Genomic DNA, 14,564 nt, shown 5'->3' on the forward strand with positions numbered 1-14,564 from the left:
AAACGGACTTGCTCATGATCAGACAGACGTTGTTTGTACCGCTGGCCAGCTGCTTGCTCGCACTCGCTTGCGCCCAGGCCAATGCAGCGCCCAATCCTTATTCGAGTTTCATCGTCTTCGGTGACAGCCTCAACGATGCCGGTACCTTCGCCGACACGGGCGGCCCGGCGGGCTCCACCGAGCGTTACACCAACCGTACCGGGCCGGTGTATCAGGATGGCAGCGGCGAAGTTTTTTCATTGAATTCCACCCAGTTGCTTGGCGGCCGCCTGGGCTTTTCGCCCGACCAGACAGCCTCTTCCAGCTCCGCAGTGCGCGCGGAAAACGGCCAGCCCGACGGCAACAACTGGGCGGTCGGTGGTTATCGCACCGACCAGATTCTCGACTCGATCACCACCCAATCGGCCACCGGCGAACGCACCCGCGCCGGTTACCTGCCGTCGAACGGCTTCCGCGCCGACCCGAATGCGCTGTATTACATTTCCGGTGGCGGCAACGATTTCCTCCAGGGCCGCATTCTCAGCCTGCCCCAGGCCAACGCCGCAGCCGATCGACTGGCCGATAGCGTGCAAACCCTGCAGACCGCCGGCGCCAAATACGTGATGGTCTGGCTGCTGCCCGACGTGGGCCTGACACCTGCTCTGAACGGCACGCCGCTGCAAGCGTTCAGCAGCACCCTCGCCAACCAGTTCAACAGTCAGTTGGTGACGCGCCTGCAAGGCATCAACGCCGAAGTCATTCCGCTGAACATTCCGGTGCTGCTCTCGGAAGTCTTCGCCGACCCGGGGCGCTTTGGTCTGGCTACCGACCAGAACCTCACCGCGACCTGCTTCAGTGGCAATAGCTGCACGGAAAACGCCCGTTACGGGATCAACAGCGCCACGCCGGATCCGACCAAACTGATCTACAACGATGGCGTACACCCGACCGAATCCGGGCAAAAACTGATCGCCGATTACGCCTATTCGCTGTTGGCTGCACCGTGGGAATTGAGCCTGCTACCTGAAATGGCCCACGGCACCGTGCGTGCGCATCAGGATGAATTGCGCAACCAATGGCAGGCAGACTGGGAGAACTGGCAAGCGGTCGGCCAATGGCGTGCGATTGTCTCGGCCGGCGGGCAGCATCTGGATGTCGACAGCCAAAGCAGCGGCGCCAGCGCCGATGGCAGCGGTTACAACCTCAACGTCGGCGGCAGCTATCGCCTGAACGAAGCCTGGCGCGTGGGCGTGGCGGCCGGTTTGTACCGACAGAATCTCGAGGCCGGGCACAACGATTCCGACTACAAGCTCAACAGCTACATGGCCACCGCGTTTGCCCAGTTCCAGCAGAACCGCTGGTGGGCCGACGCGGCGCTGACCGGCGGCAAACTCGACTACGACAACCTCAAGCGCAAGTTCGACCTCGGCGCCAGCGAGGGTGCGGAGAAAGGCGATACCGACGGCAGCCTGTGGGCGTTCAGCACGCGCTTGGGCTATGACATTGCGCAACCGGGCAGCCAATGGCATCTGTCGCCGTTCGTCAGCGCCGATTACGCCAGTGTCGATGTCGACGGTTACTCGGAAAAGAGCAACCGCGCCACGGCGCTGACCTTCGATGACCAGAGCCGCGATTCGAAACGCCTGGGCCTGGGCATCCAGGGCAAGTACAACTTCACCGCGCAAACCCAGGTGTATGGCGAATACGCCCACGAGCGTGAGTACGAAGATGACGTGCAGAAGGTCAACATCGCCCTCAATACCCTGCCGGCCAATGACTTCACCCTTGAAGGCTACACGCCGGCAAGTCACCTGAACCGCTTGAGCCTGGGTGTCAGTCACAAGCTGACGGCGGACCTGGCGCTGCGTGGGGGGTATACGTTCCGCAAGGATGATGACTTCAAGCAGCAGGGACTGAATGTCGGGGTTGTGCTGGATTTCTGAGTGATGGATGCAAAAAAAGCGGCGCCCTGACAGGCGCCGCTTTTTTTATGCCTCAACACAAAACCCAATGTGGGAGCGAGCCTGCTCGCGAAGGCGCTGGGTCAGTCAGCATCAACGGTGACTGACACATCCTCTTCGCGAGCAGGCTCGCTCCCACATGGGAAATTGCGTGGATCAGGCGTCCGGGGTTTGCTCAGCCAGGGCAACGGCGCGGAACATCGCGCGGCGTTTGTTCAGGGTTTCTTCCCATTCCAGCGCCGGCACCGAGTCGGCGACGATGCCGCCGCCGGCCTGCACGTGCAGCTCGCCGTTCTTGATCACTGCCGTGCGAATGGCAATGGCGGTGTCCATGTTGCCGTTCCAGGCGAAGTAACCGACCGCGCCGCCGTACACACCGCGCTTGACCGGCTCCAGCTCGTCGATGATTTCCATCGCGCGAATCTTCGGTGCGCCCGACAACGTACCCGCCGGCAGAATCGCCCGCAGTGCGTCCATCGCGGTCAGGCCCGACTTCAACTGGCCGGTGACGTTGGAGACGATGTGCATCACATTGGAATAACGCTCGATGACCATTTTCTCGGTGAGCTTCACCGAACCGATTTCCGAGACTCGCCCGGTATCGTTGCGGCCCAGATCGATCAGCATCAAGTGCTCGGCGATCTCCTTGTCATCCGAGAGCAGATCCTGCTCCAGCGCCACATCGGCTTCTTCGGTGGCACCGCGTGGGCGCGTGCCGGCGATCGGGCGCACGGTGATCAGATTGTCTTCGACGCGCACCAGCACTTCCGGCGAACTGCCGACGACGTGGAAATCGCCGAAGTTGAAGAAGTACATGTACGGCGTCGGGTTGAAGCAACGCAGGGCGCGATACAGATCGATCGGCGCAGCCTTGAAGTCGATCGACATGCGCTGCGACGGCACCACCTGCATGCAGTCGCCGGCAAGGATGTATTCCTTGATGGTGTCGACGGCTTTTTCGTAATCGTCCTGGGTGAAACTGGAACGAAACACCGGATCGGCCGATTGCTGTTTGCTGAAATCCAGGCCACGACGCGGGGTGATCGGCTGACGCAGTTGCTCGAGCAGTTCCTGCAACCGCGCCTGGCCTTGCTCGAAGGCATCGGCCTGCGCAGGGTCGGCGAGGACGATCGCGTGCATCTTGCCGGCCAGGTTGTCGAACACCACAACGGCGTCGGAAACCATCAGCAGAATGTCCGGCACGCCCAGCGGATCGGGGTTCGGGCATTTGCCCAGACGCTTCTCGACATAGCGCACACAGTCGTAACCGAAGTAACCGACCAGTCCACCGTTGAAGCGCGGCAGGCCGGCGATGGTCGGCACGTTGTAGCGCGCTTTGAAGGTTTCAACGAAGGCCAGCGGGTCTTCGACGTCATGGCTTTCGGTTTCGACGCCATCGACGGTGATGCTGACGTGATGATCATGAACCCGCAGCACGGTGCGGCACGGCAAACCGATGATCGAATAACGGCCCCATTTCTCGCCGCCCTGCACCGATTCGAGCAGGTAGGAGTTGGGCTGATCGGCCAGTTTCAGGTAGATCGACAGCGGCGTGTCGAAGTCGGCCAGGGTTTCGCAGGCCAGCGGGATGCGGTTATAGCCGTCAGCGGCCAGACGCAGGAATTCTTCGCGATTCATAAGGTGCCTCGTGGTGTGAGGTGCAATCAGTCAGGTATGCAAACGCGCCGGCACGGCCGGCCAGAATCAGTCAGGCGCGCCAACGCCAGCGGGCCAGGGCCTTGATGACTTTCATCCAGAGTTTGCGGGTGACCACCACGATGGCGTTTCCAGAAGGGGGTTGAACAGCGTCGGGCAACGTTATCCCACCGGCCAGATCCAGGCAACCGGGAATTAGTTTGCGCAAATCGTCGATCACCAGTGCCGGGGATTCCTCGGCAATCGGCCGGCCATGGTTGTAGCCATAACTCAGCGCGACACACTTGACCCCCGCTGCTTTCGCCGCCTGCACATCGCTGCGCGAGTCGCCGACGAACAACGATTGCGAGGCCGGAATGTTGGCCATTTTCATCACGAAAAACAGCGCCGCCGGGTCAGGCTTCTTCTGCGGCAGGGTATCGCCGCCGATGATCCACTTGAAGTAGCGGCCGATCTTCATCTGATCGAGCAGAGGCGCGACGAAGCGCTCGGGCTTGTTGGTGATCAGCGCCATGGCCACGCCTTGCTTGTGCAGCCACTTGAGCGTGTCGCGCACACCGGGATAGACCACGGTCAGCTCATGGCTGGCGCCGTAAGCCTCCATGAAAATCTCCAGTGCGCGCTCGGCTTCAGCGTCGTCCACTGCCGAGTCATCGATACCACCCGCCAAGGCCCGACGCACCAGCACCGGCGCGCCATTGCCGACCCATTCGCGCACCGCTTCGATACCTGCCGGCGGACGGCCGAGGGAGAGCAGCATGGTGTCCACCGCCGCTGCCAGGTCGGGAACCGAATCGATCAGCGTGCCATCCAGATCGAACATCACCAACCGTGGCAGTTGCCCCGGGAACAACTGCTCAAAACCGCTCATGGGCGCGCCAGTGCCAGTTCGGAACGCATCTTGTCGATGACTTCCTGATAGTTCGGCGCGTTGAAAATGGCCGAGCCGGCGACAAAGGTGTCAGCACCAGCAGCGGCAATTTCGCGGATGTTGTTGACGTTGACGCCGCCGTCGATTTCCAGGCGGATGTCGCGGCCCGAGGCGTCGATGATCGCCCGCGCTTCACGCAGTTTGTCGAGGGTGCCGGGAATGAACTTCTGCCCGCCGAATCCCGGGTTGACGCTCATCAGCAGGACCATGTCGACCTTGTCGATCACGTACTTGAGCACGTCCAGCGGGGTCGCCGGGTTGAACACCAGACCGGACTTACAGCCGCCTTCGCGGATCAGTTGCAGCGAGCGATCGACGTGCAGCGTGGCTTCCGGGTGGAAGGTAATGTAGGTCGCGCCGGCTTCGATGAAGTCGCCGACGATGCGGTCCACCGGGCTGACCATCAGGTGCGCGTCGATCGGCGCGGTGACGCCGTACTTGCGCAGCGCCGCGCAGACCATCGGACCGATCGTCAGGTTCGGTACGTAGTGGTTGTCCATGACATCGAAGTGGACGAAGTCGGCGCCGGCGGCGAGAACGTTGTCCACTTCCTCGCCGAGGCGGGCGAAGTCGGCGGAGAGGATCGACGGAGCAATTACGAAGGGCTGCATGACGCACCTGTGCTGAGCTAAATCACGATGGCGCGCATTGTATACCTCAAGTTTCCACACGCGCACCGGGACCGCGATGATTGGGTTGTGCCATGAGCCCTCAGCGACCGCGCCTCAGTAAGCCGCGCGGTAGATCTTCTCGATATCGCCGGCGCTGAGTTTGCGCGGATTGTTGCGCATCAGCCGCTCGATGCCGGCGGCTTCCACGGCCATCGCCGGGATCGCTTCCTCCGGCACGCCGAAACTGCGCAGCCCGGCAGGGATTTCCACCGCCGCGCACAGGTCGGTCATGGCCTGCACGGCTTTGTCCGCAGCTTCGCTGGCGCTCAGATGCGCGGTCTTCACGCCCATGGCTTCGGCAATATCCTGCATGCGTTCAACACAGGCCATTTTGTTCCAGGTCATCACATAGGGCAGCAGCAAGGCATTGCTGACACCGTGGGCAATGTTGAAGCGACCGCCCAGCGGATACGCCAGCGCATGCACCGCACCGACCCCGGCGTTACCGAACGCCATGCCGGCCATGAGGCTGGCGGTGGCCATGTCTTCGCGCGCTTGCAGGTTGGCGCCGTTGGCGTAGGCCTTGGGCAGAGCGCTGGCGATCAGCTTGATTGCGCCGATGGCGAGGGAGTCGGTGATCGGCGAGGCGTTCACCGACAGATAGGATTCGATAGCGTGCACCAGTGCATCGACACCACTGGCGGCGGTAACGCTGCGCGGACAGGTCAGGGTCATTTGCGGACTGACCAGCGCCACATCGGGCAACAGATAGTCGCTGACGATGCCTTTCTTCAACTGCGCGACCTTGTCCGAGAGGATCGCCACATTGGTGACTTCAGAGCCAGTGCCGGCGGTGGTCGGAATGGCGATCAGCGGCGGACCCTTGCGCGGCACCTGATCGACACCGAACAAATCTTCCAGCGCGCCGTGGTAACCGGCGTAGGCGGCGACACTTTTGGCAATATCGATGGCGCTGCCACCCCCGAGGCCGATCAAACCGTCATGCCCGCCCTCACGGTAGGCACGCATGCAATCTTCGACGATGGCGATTTCCGGGTCGGGCAGCACACGGTCGAAAATCTCGTACTCGCGCCCGCCAAGTTGCACCAGCGCCAGCTCGACAGTACCGGACTTGACCAGCGCGGCGTCGGTGACGATCAGCGGGTTGTCGATGTCGAGGCGGGTGAGTTCGGCGGCCAGTTGCTCGATGGCTGCGGCGCCGGTGATCAGTTTGTGAGCGATTTTGAACTGGGACAGACTCATGGTGCGCAGCCTCTTATAGATGTGGGAGCTGGGCACAAGATTAGCTGGGGATTTGGGGTTGTCTGCTATTCACCCTATGAATGGCCAGATCGAGAAGACCACGATCAACTGTGGGAGCGAGCGTGCTCGCGAATACGGTAGCCCTTTCAACTGATATGCCAGCTGACACACCGCCTTCGCGAGCAGGCTCGCTCCCACATTTTTGACCGCTTTCGAAGTCAGACTTGCGCGGTGCGGAGTTTCTCGCTGCGCCCGCGCAGCCATTCCAGCGTCAGCAGCAAGATCACCGAGAAGGCAATCAGCAACGTCGCCGCCGCGGCAATCGTCGGGCTGAGGTTTTCGCGAATCCCGCTGAACATCTGCCGAGGCAATGTCGCCTGCTCGGGCCCGGCAAGGAACAGCGTCACCACCACTTCATCGAAAGAAGTCGCAAAGGCAAACAGCGCCCCGGAAATCACTCCCGGCGCAATCAGCGGCAAGGTCACCCGGCGGAATGCTGTCAGTGGTGAAGCACCGAGACTCGCAGCAGCACGCACCAGGTTGTGATTGAAGCCCTGCAACGTCGCCGACACGGTGATGATCACAAACGGCACACCCAATACCGCATGCACGACGATCAGCGAGAAGAAGCTGTTGCCCAGCCCCAGCGGCGCGAAGAACAGATAACTCGCCACGCCGATGATCACCACCGGCACCACCATCGGTGAAATCACCAGTGCCATCACCAGCGATTTGCCGGGGAAGTCGCCACGGGTCAGGCCGATCGCCGCCAGCGTGCCGAAGATCATCGCCAGCACCGTCGCCGCCGGGGCGACGATGATGCTGTTCTTCAGCGCGCGCATCCATTCCGCCGAGGCGAAGAAGTCGTGGTACCACTGCAGCGAGAAACCTTGCAGCGGATAGACCAGGAAACTCCCCGAGTTGAAAGACAGCGGAATGATCACCAGCACCGGCAGGATCAGGAACAGCAGAATCAGGCCGCAGAGAATCCGCAGGCTGTAGAACCACACCCGTTCGATGGGCGACATGTAAGGACTCAGCATCGCAAATTCCCCTTAGCTCAGGCGCAGGCGACTGGCGCCGACCAGCCAGCTGTAGATCAGATAAAGCACCACGGTCGCCAGCAACAGCAGCCCGCCGAGTGCAGTGGCCATGCCCCAGTTGATGCTGGTGTTGGTGTAGAAGGCGACGAAGTAACTGACCATTTGGTCGTTCGGGCTGCCGAGCAGCGCCGGGGTGATGTAGTAGCCAATCGCAAGGATGAACACCAACAGGCAGCCGGCGCCGACACCAGCGTAGGTCTGCGGGAAGTACACCCGCCAGAAACTGGCGAACGGATGACAGCCCAAGGAAATCGCCGCGCGCATGTAGGTCGGCGAGATGCCTTTCATCACGCTGTAGATCGGCAGAATCATGAACGGCAGCAGAATGTGCACCATCGAGATGTATACGCCGGTGCGGTTGAACACCAGTTCCAGCGGTTTATCGATGATGCCCATGGCCAGCAGCGCACTGTTGATCAGACCGCCGGATTGCAGCAGCACGATCCACGCTGCGACCCGCACCAGAATCGAAGTCCAGAACGGCAGCAGCACCAGGATCATCAGCAGGTTGCTCTGCCGCGAAGGCAGGTTCGCCAGCAAATAAGCCAGTGGATAGGCGAGCAGCAGGCAGATCACGGTGATGACCAGGCCCATCCAGAACGTGCGAGCGAAGATGTCGAGGTAGATCGCCTGATCCGGGGTGGCTGGAGCCAGTTCGCCGAGGTCATCGATGCGGTGATCGACCGCCGCCAGCAGGTAATACGGAGTGATGCTGCTGGTGTTGCGTTTCACCGCTTGCCAGTAGGCCGGGTCGCCCCAGCGTTCGTCGAGCGCTTCCAGCGCTTCTTTATAAGAAGCCGGTTCGCTGGCGAACGGCAGCGCCCGGGCGGTTTTGGTCAGCAGGCTGCGGTAGCCGGCCAACTCCATGTTCAAGCGCTTGGACAGATCGCCCAGCGTCTGGTTTTTGCGGGCTTCGGCGAGGTCTTCGCTGGCCGCCTTGTACACCGGCTCGGCGGGCAGACCACGGCCGTCCCAACTGGCGATGGCAGTGACAGTGCGCGGCATGCCGCCAACCACTTCCGGGTTGCCGACACTTTTATAGAGAAGCGCCACGATCGGCACCAGAAACACCAGCAGCAGAAACAGCACCAGCGGCGCAATCAGCGCCTGGGCTTTCCAGCGGTTGACCCGCTCGGCGTGCTTGAGCTTCTGCTTCAAGGTGGGGCTGGCGCCCTCGTTCAGGGGAACGGCGATGGCCATGACGTACTCCGCAAATCTTTGATCGTTACAGAGGTGGTGAACCACCTCGAACTTTTGCCAGTGATCGTTCCCACGCTCTGCGTGGGAATGAATCCAGTGACGCTCTGCGTCACACAGGGACGCGGAGCGTCCCGGGCGGCATTCCCACGCAGAGCGTGGGAACGATCATCCGGAAAGCCATCGGTCCGCATGCTTGGCTTATTTGGCAGCCCAAGAGTTGAAACGCTGTTCCAGTTGCTCGCCGTTGTCAGCCCAGAAGCTGACGTCGATCTGCACCTGGTTGGCGATGTTTTCCGGGGTGGTCGGCATGTCTTTCAGGACATCCTTGGCCAGCAGCGGCACGGCTTGGGTGTTGGCCGGGCCGTAGGCGATGTTTTCCGAGTAGGTCTTCTGCTGCTGCGGCTGCACCGAGAAGGCGATGAATTTCTTCGCCGCTTCGGCGCGCTTGGCGTCCAGACCTTTCGGGATTGCCCAGGCGTCGAAGTCGTAGATGCCGCCGTTCCACACCACTTTCAGGTTGGATTCTTTCTGCACCGCAGCAATGCGACCGTTGTAGGCCGAACTCATCACCACGTCGCCGGAAGCGAGGTATTGCGGCGGTTGTGCACCGGCTTCCCACCACTGAATGCTTGGCTTGAGCTCATCGAGTTTCTTGAAGGCGCGATCCTGGCCGCCCTTGCTCGCCAGCTCTTTGTAGACGTCTTTCGGCGCGACACCATCGGCCATCAGCGCGAATTCGAGAGTGTACTTGGCGCCTTTGCGCAGGCCGCGCTTGCCCGGGAATTTCTTCGTGTCCCAGAAATCCGCCCAGCTGGTCGGTGCGGTTTTCAATTTGTCGGCGTTGTAAGCCAGTACGGTCGACCAGACGAAGAAACCTACGCCGCACGGCTGAATGGCGCCTTTGACGTAGTCTTCGGTCTTGCCGAACAGGGCCGGGTCGAGTTGCTCGAACATGTCTTCGTCGCAACCACGGGACAGCTCTGGCGATTCAACTTCGACCAGATCCCACGACACGCTCTTGGTGTCGACCATGGCTTTGACCTTGGCCATCTCGCCGTTGTATTCGCCGGCAACGATCTTGCCATTACCCGCCGCTTCCCACGGTGCATAGAAGGCTTTGACTTGCGCCGCCTTGTTCGCCCCGCCAAACGACACCACGGTCAAGTCCGGGCCGGCAGCCATCGCGCCGGTCGCACCCATCAGGCCCAGAGTCAGGGCGGTGAACTTCAGGGATCTCAACATTTATTGTTCTCTCCACGTGCAGGGTTGGTGTTGGTATTGCCGGGGCGCTTAGTGCGCCTCTAAAAGCGGATCGAGCGCACGAACGTGCTCGACCTGCCAGCCAAGCGGTACCACGTCGCCGACAGCAAGCGCGGGATCGAGCTCGGCAATCGGTTGTTTCACGAAGAAGTCGGTCTTGCCGCAGACTTCCAGGCGCACCCGGACGTGGTCGCCCAGATAGATGAATTCCGCCACCCTCCCTGAGAAGCGGTTGACGCATTGATCGCTCGAGCCGTTGAGGCTGACGCGCTCCGGACGGATCGACAGAGTCACCGGTTCGCCGGTCTGGCCAACGTTGACGGCCAGCGCCTCGACTTTTTCGCCACGCCCCAACTCGACCACGCAGCGCTCGCCACTCTGGCTGAGCAGGCGGCCGTTGAGGCGGTTGTTCTCGCCAATGAAGTTGGCGACAAAGGTGTTTTTCGGCTCTTCGTAGAGCGTGCGCGGTGGCGCGATCTGCTGGATCTCGCCCTGATGGAACACGGCAACGCGATCGGACATGGTCAGCGCTTCGCCTTGGTCGTGAGTCACGTAGACGACGGTCACGCCGAGGCGCTGGTGCAGGTGCTTGATCTCCATCTGCATGTGTTCACGCAGTTGTTTGTCGAGTGCGCCGAGCGGCTCGTCCATCAACACCAGTTGCGGCTCGAACACCAGCGCGCGTGCCAGTGCCACACGCTGCTGCTGACCACCGGACAGCTGCGCCGGATAACGCGAGGCGAAGGCATCGAGCTGAACCATGCTGAGGACTTTCTTCACCCGCTCGCTGACGTCGCTTTTGTTCAGGCCACGCACGGACAGCGGAAAAGCGAGGTTTTCGGCAACGGTCATGTGCGGGAACAGCGCGTAATTCTGGAACACCATGCCGATGTCGCGCTTGTGCGGCGGCACGTTGTTGATCGAACGCCCGGCCAGCAGAATCTCGCCGGCGGTCGGCGTCTCGAATCCGGCGAGCATCATCAGGCTGGTGGTCTTGCCCGAACCGGACGGCCCGAGCAGGGTGAGGAATTCGCCTTTGCGAATGTCCAGGTTGAGGTCTTTGACGATCAGGTTCTCGCCGTCGTAGCTCTTCTGCACACCACGAAAGCTGACCAGCACATCACCGGTCCCTGCGTTTGTATCGACCTGGCTCATACCCACACCTTTGTTGTTGATGACTGCTTGTTCATCAAGCCTAGTGGCTGGCGGCGGCCACGCAAATCGGGGCGCAGGAGAGAATCGCTTAAGCGTAATGGAAGGCTGGGGGTAGGGATTGCCCTACAAGGATGGCGCGTTTGGGCAAGCGCAGCGGCAAGGGGCAAGCTGCAAGCCGCTAGTAAAGGCAAAAGCGTCTGTCGCTAATGGATATGCCTACTCCGAACCTGTGGGAGCGAGCCTGCTCGCGAATGCGGTGGGTCATCAAACTGAATGGCTGACTGTTACGCCGCTTTCGCGAGCAGGCTCGCTCCCACATGAGGGCGGTGACGGTCAGAGGAGTTTGTGCTCCATCGCATATTTCACCAGTTCGGCCAAGGAGGTGATGTTGAGCTTCTGCATCAGCCGCGCCTTGTGGGTGCTGATGGTCTTGCTGCTCAGGGCCAGTTGCTGGGCGATGTCGTTGACGTTGGCGCCTTGGGCCAGGCGTTCGAACACCGAGAATTCGCGTTCTGACAACAGCGAATGCAGCGGCCGGGTATCGGTCAGGCCGACTTCGAAGACCATGCGGTCGGCCAGTTCCGGGTCAATGTAACGCCCACCTGCCGCGACTTTGCGAATCGCCGTGAGCAGCAGCGCCGGATCGCTGTCCTTGGTCGCATACCCGGCCGCGCCGACCTTTAACGCGCGCGCGGCCATTTGCGCTTCGTCGTGCATCGACAGCACCAGAATCGCCGGCGGATTGTTCAGCGCACGGATACGCGGGATCGCTTCCAGGCCATTGACCCCGGGCATGGAGATGTCCAGCAACACCACCTCGCACGGCACGCTGCGCAGGGTTTCGAGCAGTTGCTCACCATTGCTCGCCTCCCCCACCACTTGCAGATCCTTGGCCAGGCCGATCAGTTGCTTGATGCCCTCGCGGACGATGGTGTGGTCTTCGGCTACCAGTACACGGATCACGTTCTTCTCCAGATTTCAAGTACACACCAATCCCTGTGGGAGCGAGCTTGCTCGCGAAGGCGCCAGTCCAGACACCGCAACATGTCAAACCTCACTCACCGGCACTCGCACCACCAGACTGGTGCCCTCCCCCGGCTCACTCACCAGCTCCAGCCGCCCGCCCATGATCAGCACCCGCTCACGCATGCCGACCAGGCCAAACGACGTCGGCCTACCCTCGGCCGCGACAAATCCTACGCCATCATCGCTGACGGTCAGACACAATTCATCGCCCGCAAGCTCCAGCGTCAGCTCCACCGTGTGCGCCTGAGCATGGCGCATCACGTTGGTCAGCGCCTCCTGCAAAATCCGGAACAGCCCCACCGCTTTGGCATCGCTGAGTGCCGGCAGGTTGTCCGGCACCTGCACCAGACACGGTATCTGTGTGCGCGCCTCGAAACGCCGAGCCTGCCACTCGATGGCCGAGGCAATCCCGGCATCAAGGATCGGCGGGCGCAACGCCGTCGCCACATCGCGTACCAGCTGAAACAACTGCGCGATCAGGCGTTTCATGCTGTTGAGCCGCTCGTTGAGTCCCGGATCAAGCTGCGCGTAGGCCAATTCGCACATCGATGTCTCCAGTTTCAGCACGGTGAGCATCTGTCCCAACTCATCATGGACTTCCCGGGCGATGCGCGCCTTCTCTTCTTCGCGCACGCTTTCCAGGTGCGCCGACAGTTCGCGCAGTTGCTCGCGCGAGGCCGCCAGTTCCAGCTCGATGCGTTTGCTTTCGCTGATGTCCCAGACGATGCCGTCCCACACATAGGCGCCGTCCTCCAGCTGGCGGGTGATCGCTTTGATCTCGGCCCAGCGCTGCTCACCCTGGCGCGTGACGATGCGGCCCTGCCACGACCAGTCGCTGTCAGTGTCCAGCGCCTGATCCTGGGTGCGGTGATAACTGGCCTTGTCGTCGGGATGCACCAGGCTGCGCAGGCCCATGTCGCGATGAGCGATGGCTGCCGGCGCATAACCGACCAGACTTTCGCTGCCCTCGCTGATGTAGGCAAAGTCGATCTGCCCGGTGACCGGTGCCCGCTCCAGCCTGAACACCAGACCCGGAACGTTGGCGGCGATGCCTTGCAGGCGCGCCTCGCTTTCCTGCAAAGCGGCGAGCGCGCGGCGGCGATCGGTGACGTCGGTGAGGTAGACCACCAGATATTCACTGTCGCGAAAACGCAGGAAGCTCAGGGAAACGTCCGCCGGCAGCACACTGCCATCGGCGCGCAGGCAACTGGTTTCGAAGCTCAAGGGCCCTTCTTCACTGGCCCGTGCACGCTTCCACAGATTGAGCCAGCGATCCATGTGCAGGCCGGGCTCGAAATCGATCAGCGGCCGCTCGATCAGCCCGCCCGAGGGATAGCCGAGCATGTTTTCCGCCGCGCGGTTGGCGTAGCGCACATGGCTGTCCCAATTGACCCAGAGAATGCCGACGGTGCTTTGGTCGATGGAAAACTGTGTCAGCCGCAGCGCCTCTTCACTGGCCGCGCGCAATGCAATGTCTTCGCGGGCGCTGAGCAGGCGTTGTTCGAGGCTGTGCTGTTGGCGCCGCTGCCACGCCACGATTGCCGCGCAACTGAGCAGCATCACCGCGAACAACAGGCTGAGGTTCTGCCAAAACCCCGGCGACTCGGTCAGCCGTGGGTATTTCGGCTGCAGCCATTGGTTGTGCAGTTGTTCCAGATCCTTGGCCGGGATCGCGCGCAAGGCGCTCTGGACGATGCCGGCCAGCTCCGGCCAATCGCGCCGCGAGGCCACACGCAGCAGTTGCGGCAGGCCGATATCGCCAACCACCACCAGTTCGGCAAACTCCGGCTCCACCGACAGCCGGCCCAACTGTGCTTCGTCGACCACCGCGTAGGAGGCTTGCTGACTCAACAGCAGTTGCAACGCTTGCCGTTCCAGCGGCACGCCTTGCAGATTCAAGTGCGGATAGTTGCTGCGCAGGTAATCGGCGGTGCTGCTCGGCATGCGCACGGCGACGCGGGTCTGGCTGTCGAGCTTTTCCAGATCGACCGCGCCGCTGCTTTTCTGGTCGCTGACCACCAGTTGCGGCACGCGCATGTAGGGGTCGGAAAACTGCCAGAGGCGCAGCGCGCTCGGGGTCTGGCTGAGGCCCGGAGCGATGTCGATGTCGCCCTCGCGCAAAGCGTTTTCCAATGCCCCTAGATCCTGAAAGTTGCGCCAGCTCAGTTCCACGCTGAGGGTCTTGGCCAGCAGTTTCATCAACTCGACATTGGCCCCGGACAATCGCTGCAGGCGCCGATCGTAGGTCGCGTAGGGCGCCTGCAAGACCAGGCCGACGCGCAATTCGTTGTGCTGCGCCAGCCATTGTTGCTGGCTCGGCGTCAGTTGTGCCGCATGGCCCGGTGGCGCAGGCGCCGCCCAGCCCATCAAGGGAAACCACAAACAGCCGATAACCCACAGGCAGCAAAATCGCTTCATT

The 14,564-nt window shown here is 61.7% G+C and carries 11 protein-coding genes; 1 reads left to right on the forward strand and 10 read right to left on the reverse strand.

The annotated features are described in order from the left end of the window. Nucleotides 1-14: 14 nt before the first annotated feature. Nucleotides 15-1,922, forward strand: coding sequence for an esterase EstP (gene estP, locus J5M66_RS00100; RefSeq protein ID WP_016772913.1), 1,908 nt, complete (start codon nucleotides 15-17; stop codon nucleotides 1,920-1,922). A gap of 174 nt (nucleotides 1,923-2,096) precedes the next feature. Here estP and trpE read toward each other — a convergent pair whose 3' ends face one another. The 10 genes from trpE to J5M66_RS00150 all read right to left on the reverse strand — a co-directional run bounded on the left by trpE (nucleotide 2,097) and on the right by J5M66_RS00150 (nucleotide 14,563). Further along, nucleotides 2,097-3,578, reverse strand: a complete 1,482-nt coding sequence (trpE, locus tag J5M66_RS00105; RefSeq protein WP_122612453.1) for an anthranilate synthase component I — start codon at nucleotides 3,576-3,578, stop codon at nucleotides 2,097-2,099. A gap of 70 nt (nucleotides 3,579-3,648) precedes the next feature. Then, nucleotides 3,649-4,467, reverse strand: a complete 819-nt coding sequence (locus tag J5M66_RS00110) for a phosphoglycolate phosphatase (RefSeq protein WP_122612452.1) — start codon at nucleotides 4,465-4,467, stop codon at nucleotides 3,649-3,651. Beyond that, the gene (gene rpe / locus J5M66_RS00115; RefSeq protein WP_007918813.1) at nucleotides 4,464-5,138 is read right to left on the reverse strand and encodes a ribulose-phosphate 3-epimerase; all 675 of its coding nucleotides are present in this window, start codon (nucleotides 5,136-5,138) and stop codon (nucleotides 4,464-4,466) included. The genes J5M66_RS00110 and rpe overlap by 4 nt, the downstream gene beginning before the upstream one ends. A 114-nt stretch (nucleotides 5,139-5,252) precedes the next feature. Then, entirely contained in the window at nucleotides 5,253-6,401 is a 1,149-nt protein-coding gene (locus J5M66_RS00120) for an iron-containing alcohol dehydrogenase (protein WP_016772910.1), read from the reverse strand. A 218-nt stretch (nucleotides 6,402-6,619) separates the two neighbouring features. Then, entirely contained in the window at nucleotides 6,620-7,444 is an 825-nt protein-coding gene (locus tag J5M66_RS00125) for an ABC transporter permease (protein ID WP_016772909.1), read from the reverse strand. Between the two features lie 12 nt (nucleotides 7,445-7,456). Beyond that, nucleotides 7,457-8,704 (reverse strand): ABC transporter permease, encoded by a 1,248-nt coding sequence (locus tag J5M66_RS00130; protein WP_016772908.1) that lies wholly within the window; start codon nucleotides 8,702-8,704, stop codon nucleotides 7,457-7,459. Nucleotides 8,705-8,902: 198 nt separating this feature from the next. Further along, nucleotides 8,903-9,946 (reverse strand): ABC transporter substrate-binding protein, encoded by a 1,044-nt coding sequence (locus J5M66_RS00135; RefSeq protein ID WP_016772907.1) that lies wholly within the window; start codon nucleotides 9,944-9,946, stop codon nucleotides 8,903-8,905. A 48-nt stretch (nucleotides 9,947-9,994) separates the two neighbouring features. Continuing rightward, a complete protein-coding gene (locus J5M66_RS00140; RefSeq protein WP_039757731.1) occupies nucleotides 9,995-11,119 on the reverse strand; it encodes an ABC transporter ATP-binding protein in 1,125 nt (374 codons plus the stop codon). A 333-nt stretch (nucleotides 11,120-11,452) separates the two neighbouring features. Continuing rightward, nucleotides 11,453-12,082 (reverse strand): response regulator transcription factor, encoded by a 630-nt coding sequence (locus tag J5M66_RS00145; RefSeq protein ID WP_003228820.1) that lies wholly within the window; start codon nucleotides 12,080-12,082, stop codon nucleotides 11,453-11,455. A gap of 84 nt (nucleotides 12,083-12,166) precedes the next feature. Then, the gene (locus J5M66_RS00150) at nucleotides 12,167-14,563 is read right to left on the reverse strand and encodes a sensor histidine kinase (RefSeq protein WP_207807467.1); all 2,397 of its coding nucleotides are present in this window, start codon (nucleotides 14,561-14,563) and stop codon (nucleotides 12,167-12,169) included. Between the last annotated feature and the right edge of the window lies 1 nt (nucleotide 14,564).

The organism is Pseudomonas sp. 67(2021) (genome assembly GCF_017491835.1).
Lineage (GTDB): Bacteria > Pseudomonadota > Gammaproteobacteria > Pseudomonadales > Pseudomonadaceae > Aquipseudomonas > Aquipseudomonas atacamensis.